18 protein-coding genes and 1 pseudogene are annotated in these 15507 nt (G+C 64.2%); 3 read left to right on the top strand and 16 right to left on the bottom strand.

The genetic code is table 11. The features are described 5' to 3' along the window. Positions 1–23: 23 nt before the first annotated feature. From FGD71_RS21480 to FGD71_RS21465, 4 genes and pseudogenes are all read right to left on the bottom strand, one after another. Positions 24–1406 carry a nitrate/nitrite transporter gene (locus FGD71_RS21480; protein WP_119102114.1) on the bottom strand — a complete coding sequence of 461 codons (1383 nt, stop codon included), beginning with the start codon at positions 1404–1406 and terminating at the stop codon, positions 24–26. A gap of 505 nt (positions 1407–1911) precedes the next feature. Beyond that, positions 1912–2832, bottom strand: a complete 921-nt coding sequence (locus tag FGD71_RS21475) for a hypothetical protein (protein ID WP_119102113.1) — start codon at positions 2830–2832, stop codon at positions 1912–1914. 133 nt (positions 2833–2965) lie between these two features. Then, a pseudogene (locus FGD71_RS21470) lies at positions 2966–3079 on the bottom strand (LysR family transcriptional regulator); the annotation flags it as partial. Between the two features lie 112 nt (positions 3080–3191). Continuing rightward, entirely contained in the window at positions 3192–3680 is a 489-nt protein-coding gene (locus tag FGD71_RS21465; protein ID WP_119102112.1) for an ATP-binding protein, read from the bottom strand. Positions 3681–3903: 223 nt separating this feature from the next. Between FGD71_RS21465 and FGD71_RS21460 the strand changes: the two genes are divergently transcribed. Both FGD71_RS21460 and FGD71_RS21455 read left to right on the top strand, forming a co-directional pair. Next, on the top strand, positions 3904–4755 hold the full coding sequence (locus tag FGD71_RS21460) for a helix-turn-helix domain-containing protein (protein ID WP_119102170.1): 852 nt from the start codon (positions 3904–3906) through the stop codon (positions 4753–4755). Between the two features lie 11 nt (positions 4756–4766). Beyond that, complete coding sequence (locus FGD71_RS21455; protein ID WP_119102111.1) at positions 4767–4961, top strand: DUF397 domain-containing protein; 195 nt, start codon at positions 4767–4769, stop codon at positions 4959–4961. 667 nt (positions 4962–5628) lie between these two features. Here FGD71_RS21455 and FGD71_RS21450 read toward each other — a convergent pair. From FGD71_RS21450 to FGD71_RS21435, 4 genes are all read right to left on the bottom strand, one after another. Beyond that, positions 5629–6375 carry a hypothetical protein gene (locus FGD71_RS21450; RefSeq protein ID WP_140935926.1) on the bottom strand — a complete coding sequence of 249 codons (747 nt, stop codon included), beginning with the start codon at positions 6373–6375 and terminating at the stop codon, positions 5629–5631. Then, positions 6332–6940, bottom strand: coding sequence for a hypothetical protein (locus tag FGD71_RS21445; RefSeq protein WP_140935925.1), 609 nt, complete (start codon positions 6938–6940; stop codon positions 6332–6334). Before FGD71_RS21445 ends, FGD71_RS21450 begins: the two co-directional genes overlap by 44 nt. Before the next feature lie 79 nt (positions 6941–7019). Then, a complete protein-coding gene (locus FGD71_RS21440; RefSeq protein ID WP_240436699.1) occupies positions 7020–8315 on the bottom strand; it encodes a hypothetical protein in 1296 nt (431 codons plus the stop codon). Positions 8316–8368: 53 nt separating this feature from the next. Next, positions 8369–8680, bottom strand: coding sequence for a hypothetical protein (locus FGD71_RS21435; protein ID WP_119102108.1), 312 nt, complete (start codon positions 8678–8680; stop codon positions 8369–8371). Between the two features lie 447 nt (positions 8681–9127). Here FGD71_RS21435 and FGD71_RS21430 point away from each other — a divergent pair, with 447 nt between their 5' ends. Beyond that, positions 9128–9739: a hypothetical protein gene (locus FGD71_RS21430; RefSeq protein ID WP_119102107.1), complete on the top strand. Its 612-nt coding sequence runs from the start codon at positions 9128–9130 to the stop codon at positions 9737–9739. A gap of 112 nt (positions 9740–9851) precedes the next feature. Here the strand turns inward: FGD71_RS21430 and FGD71_RS21425 are convergent, their stop codons facing one another. The 8 genes from FGD71_RS21425 to FGD71_RS21395 all read right to left on the bottom strand — a co-directional run bounded on the left by FGD71_RS21425 (position 9852) and on the right by FGD71_RS21395 (position 15368). Further along, positions 9852–10475, bottom strand: a complete 624-nt coding sequence (locus FGD71_RS21425; protein WP_119102106.1) for a hypothetical protein — start codon at positions 10473–10475, stop codon at positions 9852–9854. A 76-nt stretch (positions 10476–10551) separates the two neighbouring features. Further along, positions 10552–11004, bottom strand: a complete 453-nt coding sequence (locus tag FGD71_RS21420; RefSeq protein ID WP_162931188.1) for a contact-dependent growth inhibition system immunity protein — start codon at positions 11002–11004, stop codon at positions 10552–10554. Positions 11005–11016: 12 nt separating this feature from the next. Next, positions 11017–11166 (bottom strand): hypothetical protein, encoded by a 150-nt coding sequence (locus FGD71_RS47460; protein WP_162931187.1) that lies wholly within the window; start codon positions 11164–11166, stop codon positions 11017–11019. Between the two features lie 241 nt (positions 11167–11407). Further along, on the bottom strand, positions 11408–12046 hold the full coding sequence (locus tag FGD71_RS21415; RefSeq protein ID WP_119102104.1) for a hypothetical protein: 639 nt from the start codon (positions 12044–12046) through the stop codon (positions 11408–11410). 306 nt (positions 12047–12352) lie between these two features. After that, positions 12353–12781 carry a hypothetical protein gene (locus FGD71_RS21410; protein ID WP_140935924.1) on the bottom strand — a complete coding sequence of 143 codons (429 nt, stop codon included), beginning with the start codon at positions 12779–12781 and terminating at the stop codon, positions 12353–12355. A gap of 110 nt (positions 12782–12891) precedes the next feature. Next, positions 12892–13554: a hypothetical protein gene (locus FGD71_RS21405; protein WP_119102103.1), complete on the bottom strand. Its 663-nt coding sequence runs from the start codon at positions 13552–13554 to the stop codon at positions 12892–12894. Between the two features lie 120 nt (positions 13555–13674). Beyond that, entirely contained in the window at positions 13675–14721 is a 1047-nt protein-coding gene (locus FGD71_RS21400; protein WP_420878333.1) for a hypothetical protein, read from the bottom strand. After that, positions 14706–15368 carry a hypothetical protein gene (locus FGD71_RS21395; RefSeq protein WP_119102102.1) on the bottom strand — a complete coding sequence of 221 codons (663 nt, stop codon included), beginning with the start codon at positions 15366–15368 and terminating at the stop codon, positions 14706–14708. The genes FGD71_RS21400 and FGD71_RS21395 overlap by 16 nt, the downstream gene beginning before the upstream one ends. Between the last annotated feature and the right edge of the window lie 139 nt (positions 15369–15507).

Here is a 15507-nt window from a genome sequence, read left to right as displayed (position 1 = left end):
CGCTTGATGTCGGTGGTGTTACGTCACACCTCCGCGTAGCTGAGCTGCGGCTTCGCCTCCGTGGTGGCCGTGGCCTGCGCCCGAGTACCCGCCGGGCGGCGAAGGTATACGGCCCAGGTGACCGCGAAGCAGACCGCGTAGAAGGCGAGGAAGGCGACGAAGGCGCCGGTCCCGGTGCCCGCGGAGAGGAAGGACTGACGGAAGGCGAGGTTGATGCCGAGCCCGCCGAGTGCGCCCACGGCCCCGATGAGGCCCATGGAGGCACCGGACAGCCGGCGCCCGTACGAGGCTGCTTCCTCACCCGTGAGGCCCATGGCGACGGCCTTGGTCTGGAAGATGCCCGGGATCATCTTGTACGTGGAACCGTTGCCGAGCCCGGTGAGCACGAACAGCGCGATGAAGGCCACGCTGAACAGCGGCAGCGACTTCTCCATGGAGGCCGCGACGATCGCGCCGGTGGCCACCATCATGGCGGCGAAGTTCCAGAGGGTGATCTTCGCGCCGCCGAAGCGGTCGGCGAGCCAGCCGCCCACGGGCCGGATCAGCGAGCCCAGCAGCGGGCCGATGAAGGTGATCGAGGCCGCCTGCAGAGGCGTACGGCCGAACTGCGTCTGCAGCACGAGGCCGAACGCGAAGCTGTAGCCGATGAAGGACCCGAAGGTGCCGATGTAGAGGAAGGACATGATCCAGGTGTGCCCGTCCTTCACCGCCTCGACGGCCGCGCCGGTGTCGTTCTTCACCGACGAGATGTTGTTCATGAAGACGGCGGCGCAGACGGCCGAGATGAGGATGAACGGGATGTAGATGCCCAGCAGCAGTCGCGGCCCGCCGCTCGCCCCGATGACCGCGAGCCCGACCAGCTGGACCACCGGTACACCGATGTTGCCGCCGCCCGCGTTGAGACCGAGCGCCCAGCCCTTCTTCCGCAGCGGGAAGAAGGTGTTGATGTTGGTCATGGAGGAGGCGAAGTTGCCACCGCCGACACCGGCGAGCACCGCGCAGATCATGAACGTGGAGTACGAGGTGCCCGGCTCCATGACCATGTACGCGGCGATGGTCGGGACAAGTAGCGCGCTCGCCGAGATGATCGTCCAGTTACGTCCGCCGAAGCGGGCGACGGCGAAGGTGTATGGCACGCGCACGATCGCGCCGACCAGGGTCGCGATGGCGACGAGGAAGAACTTGTCGGCGGGGGTGAGCCCGTACTCGGGGCCCATGAAGAGGACCATCACCGACCAAAGGGTCCAGATCGAGAACCCGATGTGCTCGGAGAGCACGGAGAACCAGAGGTTCCGCCGGGCGACCTTCTCGCCGGTCTCCTGCCAGAAGGTCGCGTCCTCCGGATCCCAGTGCTCGATCCAGCGGCCCCCCCTACTCGAGGCGGGGGATGTGCTAGGGGCTGTCATGACGCCTCCACGGTTCTCCGGTGCTCAGATGCGTACGGGGTTATGAGTCCCGAAGGTAGGGATGGCGCGTTTCGGGTCTGTGGCTGCGAGTGACCGTCGGGGAACGTTGCTCTCACGAACGGGCGGGGGCGCCGGTGAGGTCTGACGGTCGCACTGCTCGCCGTGAGTAGCGAGCGTACGTGAATCGTGTGATCGTGTGGGGCTGCGTTCGTGTGGGGGCTGGGTTCGCGTGGGGCTGGGTTCAGCTGGCGGGGCAGAGGGAGCGCGGGCCGGTGCCGACTGACCCTCTTCTGGACGCAGGACGAACATCGCGACGCAGGTCACACCGTAGGCTGCGCGCGCCGGTGGCGAACAGCGTACGGCTGGCGTACAGCGTTCGCAACGGGATTAGAAAGAAGCGCCCCGCCCTTCTATATGGGGGTTGGGCGCTTATATGGGGCCGGGCTCTTATATGAGGGCCGGACGCTTGAGTCGGGGCCAGTGGCTTCGATTCCGGGCCCTCGGTTCAGCGCTGAGGCGGTTGGGGCTCACCGTAGGGATTGTTGGGCTGGGGGTACGGCTGGGGCTGGGCGTACTGCTGGGGCTGGTACTGGGGCTGGGTGTAGGGCCCGGGACCTGGCTGACCACCGTACGGCCCGGGGGCCTGCTGCTGGGGTGCGTACGAGCCGGGGGCGGGCGCACCGCCCTGCGGGCCACCGTAAGGATTGCCGTACTGAGGGCCGTAATGCTCCTGTCCGTACTGCTGGTTCCCGTACTGCTGGCCCGGCTGACCGTACTGCTGCCCTGACTGACCACCCTGCTGCCCGGCGAACGGATTCCCCTGCCCAGGAAGCTGCGCGCCCGCCGGCAGATACCGAACCCTGCCCGTCTCATCCGTAACAGGCGCGAACCCGGCGGCCTGCAGCCGAGCCGCGAACTTGGCGTTCCGCTTCCGGGTGACGGCGACCATGATGCCGAGGAACCCCAGGAGAAGCAGCCAGAAGATCCCAGAAACGGCGAAGGCGATACCGTCCCCACCGGTCCGCAACGCCAGAACCAGGCACGCGACGGTGAAGCCGAGGGCCGCGTACCGCATCCGCTTCTCGGCGTTCTTCCCGGTCAGGTCGAAGTTGATCCTGGCCTTGAGCAGTTCCAAGGCGTCGGGCACGAAGGGCGGCAGCGGCCCGCCACTGGCAGCCTGCGGGAACTGGGCCCAGTTCTGCGCGGCGCGCTGCCGCGCGACCGGGCTCGGATCGGGAACGATGAGCATCTTCAGCGAGGAGTTCTGCCCGCCCCCCTGCCGCACATCCGCATACTCGTACCCGAACTGCTGGGCAATGAAGGCAAGCCGGGCGAGCTTCTTCACGGACGCCATGGCACTGGTGAGCTCAACGGCCTCTCCACTCGCCATGAGCTGGAACATCTTCTGCACCTGGCGCTTGCTCATGCCTGCCCGCCACTCCCCGCATTCACGTCAGCAACTTCCCCACCCTTTCACGCACGCGGACCACCGGGGAACCGAGGGGCCCACCCTTTGACCCAGCATTGGTCGAGCGGCCGCGCATGTGAAGTCCTCTCGCGACCAGACCCGGTGGAAGCGGCACAGAGCCGCCGAGTGTGGCGATGCCGAGATCGGCCTTCCCGTCTGCCACTTCGCCCGCGGTGCCGCGCCCCACCTCGCGCACGATCCGAACGAGTTCGCGATACAGCATCTGCAGAACGGCCGGCTCACGCTGGCCGAAACGGTGGTGGACGGATTCGAGCACATCGTGACTGCGCCCCGCGCAGTCGCCCAGCCGCCAGCCATCAAGCTGCCACGCGCCGCATCGCCCCATACCCTCCCACCTCGAACCAGAGCAGCTTCCCTGCGCCCCGCCCGAGGCGGTCATCCCCAAGCGGCCAGCCTCCCCACGAACTCGCGTACTCCTGCACGAGGAGCAGACCACGCCCTCCGACGGCGTCCGCCTGTGCGGGCTGCGACACGGAGACACCCGGCGGCTTGTCGAAAGGCGGCGGGACGTATGGGTTGGTGTCCCAGACGAACACCCTCAACCCTCCTCTCCCGAGCCCACGCAGCCGCAGAGAAGCAGGTCCTTTCGCGTGCAGGTAGGCGTTGGTCGCAAGCTCGGACGTCAACAGTTCTGTGATGTCGAGGAGTTCGTCCATACCGTGCCCGGTGAGCGCGGCCCGCACCGTCATACGGGCGACGCGCGGGGCGCAGGGGTCATGGGGCAGGCGAAGGACATAGGACCAGAACTCGGACCGAGTGGACTCGGGCGGGGATACGGTGGTCACGAACGTCTCCTGGAGGGAAGGGACTTGAATCACCCAACGGCGGACCGCGCGGTGGCAGTGCCTGACTTGGTGCGCTTCCGGCTTACCGGCAAGGACGTTGGGCGGCTTGCGCACTCAACGTAGCGACAAGGGTGTAAGTTCTTCCATCGGAAGATGGAATACCTACCATTCTCCACTCATGTGGGTGACACTCCGCTCGGATCACGGAAAGAAGCGACGAACCATGCCGCCCAGCCCGACCGCGACCCTGCGCCAGCAGCGGCTCGGCGTCGAGCTACGGAAGCTCCGCGAGCGTGCAGGGCTCAGCTCGACCGCGGCCGCCGCGCTCCTCGGCGGCCCTCAGGCACGCATCAGCAATATCGAGGCCGGCCGGTACGCAGTCAGTGCCGACCGCGTACGCACCCTGACCCGCAACTACAGCTGCTCCGACGAGGCATACGTCGACGCTCTCGCCGCGATGACGGGTGGCCGCAAGCGAGGCTGGTGGGAGGAGTACCGAGACACGCTTCCCTCCGCCCTGCTGGACCTGGCCGAGCTGGAGCACCACGCCCATGCACTCCGCGTGGCCGTCTCCATCCACATGCCCGGCCTGCTCCAGACGACGGAGCACGCCCGCGCCACCATGCGCGAGGCCGTCCCGCCACTGCGTCCGTACGAGATCGAGCACCGCGTCTCGTACCGAGTGAAGCGTCAGGCAGTCCTCTTCGAGGGAACTCCGACCCCGTACATGGCCGTCGTGCACGAGGCGGCGCTACGCATGGGCTTCGGCGGTCCGGACGTCGCGCGGGCCCAACTCGACCATCTGCTGGAGATGGGCGAGCAACCCACCATCACCATCCAGGTGATCCCGTTCGGGGAGTCGGGTTTCCCAGCGTCGGGCCAGCCCATCACCTGGGCCGCTGGACCGGTCCCACAGCTCGACACCATCGTGCTGGACACCGACCACGGCTGCGAATTCCTCGACGCGGAGGCCCAATTGGACCGCTACCGCTCCGTAATCGACCGCATGGAGTCCAGAGCCCTCCCCGAAGCGAAGTCCCGAGACCTCATTCAGCGCATCGCCCGCGACCTCTGAGGAGCCCCCGCATGCACGAACTCACCTGGCAGAAGTCGACGTACAGCGCCGAAGCCGCCAATTGCGTCTATGTCGCCGGCGACCCCGCCGGAGCCATCTACCTCCGAGAGAGCGACGAACCGGACGTCGCCCTGGCAACAACCCCCGACTGCCTCCGCACCCTGATACGCGGCATAAAGCTACTCCCGGCCGTGGACCAAACCTGAGCGATTGGAGACTTTGGGCCACTTGCCGATGGCCGGCGCTCCGAAGCGAACAACGGCACCACACTCCGGCGCGGCCCAAAGTTGCCAATCGCCGACGATGCCCTCAGCCAACGGCCGTTTCTCTCCCTGGTACAGGCCATTTATAGAGCACGAGCTTGAACGGGCGCGCGTCTGTCGGCTCAGAGGCCACGGCATCTTGGCGTGGACGTCCGGCGCACCACAATTGGGGGAGCCGTGTACTCACGCTTCGACGGTACGGCGCCGCCGTCAGTACCAGGTCATTGATCTGAAAGACGGCAGGCCCCCGTACCTCCCCGCCGTCCGCCTGGTCCTCGACCTCCCTGAGCCGCCCTTCGTGCTTGGTGAGGGGAATGACCCCGCACTCCACGAGACGCCACGAGTGCGTGCTGAGCACTCGATTCATACGGAGGGCAGTGATCGCGAACCAGATGTTCAGCGGCAGAAGGACGGGCGAGGGCGCACATGACGAATCCGAGCACAGGGATGAAGCTTGTGTTACCGGAAGCGGCCCCCGAGCGGGATCAGGATAAGCGCGGGCGATACCACCAAGACGAGCAACCACTGGCGTAGGAGCCGTCGCCGGATGACGCGGCCCGTGGGCGGGTGCTTGATCGCCGACTGCGAGGCCCAGGGCAGAGGCGTGGGGTCACGGTCGGCGTCCTTCGTCCTCGGCCTGGGCGAGGGGGTTGTCGAAGCTCACCAACTCCGCGATCTGCCGGAGGAGCGAACGGTACTGCTCTCGGCGTGCCACCGCAGTTGTGCCCAGGGTGAGAATTGCCATGCGTTTGCCGTCCGGATGGGGAAGATGGGCGTACACCTGGAGAAGAGGATCTTGCGGAAGCCCGGATTCGACAGTGGGGATACGAATGGTCTCACTGATCGACACTGGCCCACAGGGCAATTCGGCATACTCGATGTGAGCGTGCTGCTCTGCTGTCGCCACCGCACGAGCAGCGCTCATAGCAGGCGGAGATATTTTGATCTCTCGCCACGAGACGGTGAAAAGGGAGAGCAAGGTCCGTCCTTCGCCACCCTCGGTATCGTCACGGTGCAGGCCGAGAGAGCAGTGACTGGTCCCCACCTCGCGCAGGGCCAGAAGAAGCTGCTGGCCCTGCGCCAGTTGCGTGATGAACTGCTGGCGGGCGACGCCGTCCGGGATGGCTTCGATCAGAGGTGCAAGCGCGACGCGCAATTCGTCGGCCTCGGACGACTCCGGAGAGGCGAGAAGAGCCTCGATCGGCAACTCGGTGAAGCCAGCAGGTACGGCAAACCAGATGCTGGCGTGGGGGTCCTTGACGGAATCATCGAGGATGAAAGGAGTCGGCATGAGCACATTTCCCAGGCGCAGGTCACGGCCGGGCAGGGCGGATGCCCACACGTCGGCCTCGTTCAATGTCTTCAGCGGTTGCACCCCAGTCGGCGAGCGAACGTCGGCCTCCCTCAGCTCCCATCTGCTGATGAAGAACGTGCATTCGGCGCGGCATCGCACCATCTGCCCTGGGGGCAGCAACGAGACCGATGAAGCGGGGGTCGCCCGCAAACCACACTGTGTCGATCTGCGCCTTCAGTTCGGGAGTGGCACGGGGCGCCATGCGCCGGTGCCACCAGCCCACCTGCAGGTGGTTGGGGAAGACCACCGGCAGGCGCTCTTCAGAGCGAGCCGGGTTGGGGAATTCAAACCATCCGTACTGCCTACCAAGAACCTCAGGATGTTTGGTCAACCCGAACGGGGCGCCTCCGACCACGCTCCACGGATACACCCGCAAGATGCGCCTCATACGCAGCGCCGACGGAAATGAGAAGACCTGAATGAACGCCCGATAGAAGCTATAGATAATGAACGGGACAAGGAGAACGGTAAACCCTGGGAACGAGAGGCTCACGAGGGCTGCCAGCAATCCAAAACAAATTGCGAGCCAGCCGAGAAAGGTAGCCACGCTAATTGTCACGTACTTCATCCAGGCACGGCGAGTGGGCGGATGAGACCATGCCGTGGAGTAATCTGTCGGGTTCATGAGATCGCTCTCTTTGCAGTGATCAGGAGACATAGCGGGCAAGGTCAAGGAGACCTCCACCATCGAGGATGGATCGAGCCCCGTCGATTCCTGTAGAGCCGTCCTTAACTCCGTCATTGTCGAACGCGTCCACGGCGCTGGAAACCAGGCCGTACCCCGCGGTAGCGACACCTAGCGAGGCCGAGGAGATCTCTACGATCCTTCCCACCTTCGCGGGATCTCTTGCTCCGCGCACAACGAGATCCAGAGCCGGGTTCTCGAGATTGGAAATCGCACGGGCTTCGCCCATTGTCTTGGTGCCGAAGGTGGCCAGCTTCTGCCCCAGCGAGAGCGCCTCACCACTCGCACGGGCGGCGGCCGAGGTCCCCCGGACCGCCATTCCAACCGCGCCCACTCCTGGCAAGGCGCCTAGAAGGTCTCCCCCGAGGCTGACGACGTTACCCCAGAAGTCTGAGTCAAATTCTCCCTTGGTGAAGCCATCCTTCAACGATGCCAGGACTTCGGAGTCCGACAGCCGCAGGGTGAACGCTCCAGCGCTCAGTGCTGCTGCTGCCAGCAGCAGCACAGCCGCCGCCGTTCCGCCTGTGACGACAAACAACGCCACCAGGCCGATGACACCGGCCGCGAAGCTCAGGATGTCCGGAAGGTTGTCGGCAATCCACTCCCCGAGATCCTCCAGCCACCCCGGCTCATGCGGCGCCAGCTTCTTCGTCGCTTCGCGGATCTTGGCCGCCCGGTGCTGCGCCTGCTTCTCATGCTCCTCGGCGAGCTTCCGAGCCCTGCCCAGGATCTTCTCGAGGTCGGCTTCCGCCTCCTCCACGGCCGTGTTCGCGCGGGTCAGTGCCTTTTGCGCGTCGTCGTGCCCGGCGCCCTTCTTCTTGTCCAGATCCGGGTCGTCGCCCGCTGTGGTCGCCCGGCCCTTGGCGGTATCCACCGCATCGCGCGCCTCCTTCGCCTCGTCGTCCAAGCGCTTGGCCCGGCGCTGGAAGTCATCGAGTTCGCCCTCCCAGAGCTTCAGCTGCTTGGCCGCCTTGCGAAGGGAGCGCGCGGCGTTCTTCAGGTTCAACGGCAGCGGGCCACCGTCGATCTGCTCCCGGAACGCGACGGCCGCATCGCCCTTCCAGTAACTGCCGTCCATCAGCTTGGTGACCAGGTCACGCGTGTCTTCGAGGACCTGCGCACAGCTTGCGAGCTTCTTGTGCAGTCCACTTACGGTCTCGGTGCTGCCCGGCACGGGATTGAAACCCAAGTGGGGATAGTCGGGGTTCGGGATGTGCGGGGCGGACTTGAGTCCTTGAGGCTTGCCACGGTCGGCCACGTACTGAGGGTCGAGGGGCGCGCCGGGCTGCGATTCGATACCAGGGGTGTACGTCACTTCTTGCCCCCGCCCTTGCCGGCCTTCTCCAGTGCCTCTTCAAGCGCCTTGTCAACCTCGCGGTAGCTGTCCCGGCTCTTGCCGATGATCTTTGCAAGTTCCTCGGTCTGCTTGCCGATCTCCTCCGAGCCGTATTTCCAGTCCTCCTGGAACTCCTCGCATGCGGAGTCGAGATCGTCCGTACCAAGCCCTGTGATGGTCGCGTCCGATAACGCCTTACGGACGCCCTTGAGTGAATCTGTCGACTTGTTCAACATCTTCATGAAACGCCCGAGTTCGTCACCGTCGACCGCCAACCGCTCCGCCACGCCCCGTCACCACTCCCCGCTCGTCTGCCGTTCCCGAGAGGCGAACCACGCTATCCGCTTTTCATCAGGCCCAGCCAACCGCCTTCCGGGGGCGGCTGGCCACTGACTGAATCCGATACGGGATCGCGGTTGACGGCCTACATCTCTTGCAAGATCACGTCCTGCTACAACCCCGAATCTTCAAGGAACAGCGGCTGCTCCTCGTTGATGCCTGCACCTTCCCAGCGGATCTTCCGCGTGTCAGTTGCCGTCAGCTTGTGCGGGCCAACACCCGGGAACCGCAGGTACTGCCCACCACAGGAGGTCTCGTCGTGTGGCGCCGACCGTGTCGTCACGCTGCTTCATGGATACGGCTCCATACGTCAGGTCGTGGCCTGCTTGGATCGGCATATGACGGATTGGTCAACACTCAGCGATGCATGTGGGTCCGCAGAGCATGTTCCGGCAGTGCTCGACCGGTTCGAGGCTGATCCGAGCGGCTGCTGGTCGGAACTGATGGACCATCTTTGTCCGCAGTTGGACACCGCCTTCACGGCGAGTTTCGCCGCTCTGCCCCGGTTGGCCGAGCTCGCGTCGAGTTGTGACACAGCGGACCGTCGGTGGGTGCTGTTGGCGGCCGGAGCGATCACCAGCTGCGCCCCAAGCGGCGAGGACGTGTTCGAGGTCTTCTCGGCTCCGATCGCGGACCTGCACCAGTTCGCGGACCAGTGCCTGCGCGAGACCAGAGAAGCGGAGGACTACATTTACCTGCTGCAGGCCTTGCTGTCGTTCGAGGGCATCGAGATCTGGGACCGATGGCTGGAAGGTCTGCACACCGGTGAGTACGAAGTCGGCTGCCCTCAGCGCGGCGTCAGCATGTTCATCAAGGCCCCTCTCCGCCCAGCCAGCCGCGACGAGTTGGATCGTCCGGCCGCACGTCTGCACGAACGAACTCTCGCCGACGGACAGGCGGCGCTGGCCGGCAGGCTGCCGTATCTGTTTGGACAGGCCGATTGCCCGGACTGTCTGACGGTCTTCCCGGTGGCAGACCAGGTGGCCGCGCAGTGGAGGCCATCTTGAAGCCGCCCAGGTGGACCGGGGTGGCGAATGCGGTGGAACGGCTGCAGCGATCGGGCGCGGCCAGAGTTCCGTCACACCCCTGAACGCCCGGCCCGGCCGTTACGGCCCCGCCTCAGCCAAACTCCTGCAGTACCCGCATGCCGGCGGCCGACATGTCGGCTCCGAGCGCGCGCGGCTGTGTCGTGCTCACCTCGATCGCCTCGCCTGAGCGGAGGTGGATATCCAGCCGGTCCGGCGCGAACCTTCGGCCGGGCGTCAGAACAACTCCCAGCACCTCGGCGAGAGGCAGGACGCTGGCATCTGAGGAGCTGCGGAGTTCGAGCCCGCCGGCAGTGACCGCGATGGCGCCTTCCTTGAGGGGTGCCTCGTCCCACGGTGAGGCCGCGGACCGGCTCTGCAAGTGGAGACCGAAGCACACAGCATGTGCCCCTGCGGGGAGTTCGGGTCCGACCGTCTTGCGTACCCGACGCGTTAGGGATCTGCCACGGATGCCATCGACGATGATCACCAGCAGAGGTCGTACGGCAACGACGGCCGCCAGCCCGGCCATCAATGCCACGTTCAGCAATTGCTGCGAACCAAGGATCAGGCAGACGAGAGCCACCGACAGCGGCACCGCAAAGCAAATGCTGAAGAAGACCACCATGGCGGTGCCACGCTGCACAGCGATGCCGGGTTCGTCCGAAGCAAGCCGTTCATGCCTGATTCGCCTTACCTCCTCAATGGTCCGCTCCACAGTTGGCTCCTCCTTCTTGTCGGGCCCTGTGCCGACGCACGATGGGTGAGGGGAGCCACCCGCGGATCAGTGGATCTCAGGTGACGACCGTCACGAGGTCGACACTGGCGCCGTCAGCGATCCTCGGGCAACGACGCCAGGAATTCCTCAACTCCCGCTTGATGTGACGCGAAAGGTCGGTCAGCACCGCCACGGCCGCCTTGAGGTCCTGGGCGAGTTCGGGAGCATCCGCCCACACTTCCGGGTTCCTGGTGGCGACCGCGTACAGCAGATCATCGTCGTACCAGCCGCCTGCTGCCTGGTTCGGCGCGGTATCCCGCAGGATCTCCACGGCCAGAGGGAGCAGCCAGGGCAGGCCGACGTTCTGCCCGATCAACCGAGCCAACTCGTCTGGAGCCAGTGTCCCGATGGCTCGGCGGCGCAGTTCGTGGACGTTCTTGACCATAGGGGTCGTGTCCTCGTGAATATCCGGCCATCGATGGCCTTCAAGTTGCTCCAGTGAGTGATTGAGGTCAACGGGTTGCGGCATTCTGCATTCCGGTCAGCGGTTGACGGCTTGAATCTCAAGCACGATCACGTCCTGCTGCGCTCCGAACTCACCGTCGGGCAGCGACTGCTCCACGTTGACGCACGTACCTTTCCAGTGGATCTTCTGGAAGTGCTCGGGCGTGTACTTGGGGCGTAATAGCAATCGGGTAGCGTCCAGTTGGCTGCCGAGGAGGTCACAGGGGCCGCGGATTCACCGGAGCCATTTTTGGAGCGGTTGAAGACTACGGCGGCCGAGATATTGCCGTCCTCGTCGGCGTTACCGGAAGGACGCGTAGTATCGGACCCCCGCCCATCTCCCGGCCCGTACACCACAGCAGTACCCGGTAGCGCAGAGGCGCACACACCAGCGATCGCGCTCAGGGCCAACGCGCGCCCCCGTCTGCCTACGCGGTGCATTTTTTGTCTCCCCGCTTCGAGATCAAGTTGGTGGTCTGCCAAACACCCTGTTTGTTCTTCTCAAGGCGGGTGTTGTACAGCACGTAGGGGCTTTCATCCGAAGGCGTCTTATCGACCTTCTTTGTTTTGCGGTCCTTGTTGAAACCCTTGCTCTCGTCGGAGCAATAGACGACGGACGCCGCCTTGTCACCGGTCAAGGTGACGTCAGGGGCGTAGTAACGAGTCGTGCCCGTGAAGGAAAGGTTGGCATCCACATAGGCCTGCACCCACGCCACCGCATCAGTCAACGCCTTGTCCCGGTAGTAGAACGAGAGGCCCGGCGCACCTGTATCGCCACGCACGATGGCGCCGTTTGTCGCGTCGATGCGCCTGGCCGTGTCCGCCAGGACGGCGTCCTTGATGTCGTCGCCTGTCTTCCAGTCCTCGTACTCGTCCGTGACGTCCGACGGCAGCTTGACCTCGGGACGATCAACTGCATCGGTCACACTCTCACTCGGCAACGCCGACGTCTCGTCCCCTGTATCAGCACGCGCAATCTTGTCGCTACCTTCGGACGAACCACCATCGCCACCACCACAAGCAGTGACAAGAATGGCTGTGGCCACGGTCAACACGGCGATGGGCATGAGGTGATGGCAGCGGTTCACGGTCAACTCCCGTTGGGGTGTGAGTGATCACAAGCGAATCGGTACGTTATCCGTGTCGCTTGGGACAACACCAGAGCGATTGACCTGAAGGACAACTCCACATCAACCTCAAACGCCCATAACTCTGTCAAATGGCAAGACCCACCCTGTGGTTGGGTGGCCGTCATTTCTCGGCGCGGCATGCATGCGCGCTCCATCGAGCCGGGAGGTACGCATTGAGGGATGGAATCAATACTATCCGGATCCCCCAAGAAAGGGATGCCCAGATCATGAGCGCTCATCGGATCAATGGACGTGCGCCGTGATCTCGTTGGCGCCATCATATTCTGCGAAATCGCTGTACCTCGGATGCACAGCACCGTCCACCGCGTCGGCGCCGCAGAAATACCTGGGGCCCGGAGCGGAGGAGTACAGGTAATCGATGCCCTTCACCGCATCGATGGTTCGGCACACGATACCTGGTTCACGCCAAGAGTACATGACAAACACGAATTCATGTCGCCCGGCCGGAGTGGCAGAGAATTCAGAATGGAATGAATCCCAGTCATCGTTGCCGGGTAGCTCCAAGGTCACATGGGGGACCTCACTCCATAGCACATGACTTGCTACCCAAGGGAAAACACACAATAAGTTGTTGAATCCGTCGGACGCTTCCTTCTCGAGGATCCAGTGCTCACGACCAGCCAGCCACGACCGAATGTGCTCCTGCTCCACGTACATATTTTATCAGCGCGCCTCCATCGACGGCTTTATCGGCCAGCTCGGTTGTGGCGCCCCAGAGCATTGACCAACAGGGCGACGCCTCAAGACTCTCGAACCGACGGTCAGGGCTGGCACTTTGTACTCCCCCTCTGCGAGTCGAGCTCCTCGACGGCCCAGACGCCCTTGTCGTTTTTGCGCAACTGGAGGATGTAGAGCACATAGCTGTTCTTGGTGACAGCCGTCTTGTTGACCTTTTTCGTCTTCAGGTACATGTCGTACCCTTTGCCTTGGTCCTCGCAGTACACAAGCGAGGCATTATCGGCGTCGCTCACGTTGACGGTCGCGTTGTAGTAGCGATAGGCCCCGGTTGTTCGTGCCTTGGCCTTGACGTACGCCTTGATGAACTGCTCTGTCTGGGCAGCAGCCTCACCCTCGTAGTAGTAGAGGTACGCCTCGTCCAGCGGAGCCTGATTGGCGATGGCCAGGTCCACTGCCTGGATGGACTGCTCTGTGTCGGACAGGATCGCGTCCTCGTCTTTGTCGCCGGTTGTCGACCACTCGAAGGTGTACTTGAGGTCCGCCGGCAGCTCGATCTTCGGGCGGGTGGCCGCTGCCGACTCGGACGAACTCTGCGATGGCGACGCCGACTTTTCGCCGCCTGTGCCGGCGCCCGCAATCTTGTCGTTGCTGCCGTCGTCGGAGCTCTCTTTGCCCCCACAAGCGGACAAGGACAAGACGGCGGCGGACAGCGCAACCGCTGCGAGGAGTGCGGGGCGGCGGTTCACTGACAACTCCCGTGGGGCGAGGGTTCACATGAGCGAGGTAACGCTATCGATGCGGCGGTCGGGGCGCCGGACACAGTGCTCCCCGTAGAACGAGGAGCACTGCCGGCATCAAGGAAGCAGTCAGCGGTTGATGGACTGGATCTCCTGCACGATCACGTCCTGCTGCGCGCCGAATTCACCATCCGGCAGCGGCTGTTCCGCGTTGACGCCCGTGCCCGTCCAGTGGATCTTCCACGTGACGGTTGCCGTGAGCTTGTACGAGGCGTCACCCGAGGAACGGAGGTACTTCACACCGCACGGCGGGGTTTCGCCGGCCTTGCCCTTCGCGTAGGGCTCGCCGATCGAACCGTCCGCGTTGATCTTGCATTCGCCCGAGGCGGGATACGTCTCCGCATCCTTGGTACCCGGCTCGATCTTCAGAGAGACCGGTTCCGCAGTGGTCGTCGCCTCGATGTCCAGCAGCGGGACGCTCGCCGTTACCGACACCGGCTTGAACTTCGCCGTGTCCAGCCACGACCACGTCGGAAGGTTCACCTTCGTGGTGCCATCCGGGGCGAGTTCGACCTTCGTCGTGGGCACGCGGATCTCGGCGTATGCGAGTTGAGCCAACATCTCTGGGGTGATCGCCTCGGGGATGTCCGCAGGTGGCGGATCACCGTTGTCCACCCAGAAAACCGGCTTGGTGCAGTCGAGAGCGCCCGGGTCGCCCTCACGGCCTTCCGTGACGTACGAGTCCCAGAAGTAGCCCTCGCCCGTCTTGTCCTTGTTGAAGTCCTTGTACGGCTTGCCATTGACGTACCGATCGCGCTGTTTGGCATCCCATTCGTAGCCGGTCGAACCAGCCTCCCAAGTCGGCTCCACGTATTTCTGGAACTGCTCGGGTGTGTACTTGGGAGCGTAATAGCAGGCGGGCGGCGTCCAGTTGGCCGCCGACGACGTCACAGGGCCCGCGGATTCACCGGAGCCGTTCTTGGAGCGGTCGAAGACCACGGCACCGGCCGTGGCCGAGAGTGTCTCGCCATCCCGGTCCGCCGACACATCCGTGTCAGTCTCGCGACTGCCATCGGGCGGCGTTACCTTGGCCCAGGCAGCCGTTGTCCCCAGCGTCATGAGCGCCATCGTCATGACGAAGCAACCAAGTACCTTCCGTGTTACTTGTTCAGGCATTGCTTCGCTCCCGCGGTCGAAACGATGCGCGTGGTCTGCCACACCCCGTCACGGTTCTTCTCCAGCCGGGTGTTGTAGAGGATGAAGTCCTCGTCTGACGGAGTGGTGACTTGAGGCTTGCCCGTCTTCAGGTTCTTGGCATAGCCCTTACTCTCATCAGCGCAGAACACGACGGACGCGACCTTGCTGCCATCAAGCGTCACCGTACGGTTGTAGTACCGAATTGAGCCGGTGATACCAAGTTTCGCGTCCTTGAACTTGCCGACCCACGTCAGGGCCGCCTCCAACGCCTTACCGCTGTTGTAGAAGCCAAGTGCCTCCTGCTTGGGATCAGTCCCAGCGATCGCCGCGTTCACCCCGCGCATCCGTTCCGCGCTGTCGGCGAGGACGGCGTCCTTGACAGAGTTACCTGTCTTCTCGCCCTCGAACTTCATGGTGAGATCCGAGGGCAGTTTGATTGTCGGACGCTTGGCGGAGTCCGACGCGCTCGCGCTCGGCGAAGCCGACTTCTCGTCGCCGGTGTCGGCGCCCGCGATCTTGTCGTTGTCCTTTTTCTTGGAGCTGTCGTCGCTACCGCAAGCGGACAGCGACAGGGCCGCTACGGCGGTCAGCGCAATCGCTGCGAGCAGGGTGGGGCGGCGGTTCACTGACGACTCCCGGTGGGGCGAGGGTTCACATGAGCGCAGCAACGCTACCGAGGGGGCGGTGGTGACACCAGGCCGAAGTACGTCCAGAGCCGTTTCAGATCGGCAACAAAGCATCCACGGATCCGTCAAATGACAGTCC

The organism is Streptomyces sporangiiformans, assembly GCF_005768555.2.
Classification (GTDB): Bacteria; Actinomycetota; Actinomycetes; order Streptomycetales; family Streptomycetaceae; genus Streptomyces; species Streptomyces sporangiiformans.
The sequence above is the reverse complement of the archived record's forward strand: the minus strand, read 5'-3'. Positions and strand labels throughout refer to the sequence as shown.

Bases quoted from the DNA above. Each gene is read 5' to 3' on its own strand.
- FGD71_RS21445 (WP_140935925.1), bottom strand. From the start codon at position 6,940: ATGAAGTACGTGACAATTAGCGTGGCTACCTTTCTCGGCTGGCTCGCA.
- FGD71_RS21400 (WP_420878333.1), bottom strand. From the start codon at position 14,721: ATGCCTGAACAAGTAACACGGAAGGTACTTGGTTGCTTCGTCATGACG.
- FGD71_RS21460 (WP_119102170.1), top strand. From the start codon at position 3,904: ATGCCGCCCAGCCCGACCGCGACCCTGCGCCAGCAGCGGCTCGGCGTC.
- FGD71_RS21480 (WP_119102114.1), bottom strand. From the start codon at position 1,406: ATGACAGCCCCTAGCACATCCCCCGCCTCGAGTAGGGGGGGCCGCTGG.
- FGD71_RS21455 (WP_119102111.1), top strand. From the start codon at position 4,767: ATGCACGAACTCACCTGGCAGAAGTCGACGTACAGCGCCGAAGCCGCC.
- FGD71_RS21415 (WP_119102104.1), bottom strand. From the start codon at position 12,046: ATGCCCATCGCCGTGTTGACCGTGGCCACAGCCATTCTTGTCACTGCT.
- FGD71_RS21420 (WP_162931188.1), bottom strand. From the start codon at position 11,004: ATGCCGCAACCCGTTGACCTCAATCACTCACTGGAGCAACTTGAAGGC.
- FGD71_RS21475 (WP_119102113.1), bottom strand. From the start codon at position 2,832: ATGAGCAAGCGCCAGGTGCAGAAGATGTTCCAGCTCATGGCGAGTGGA.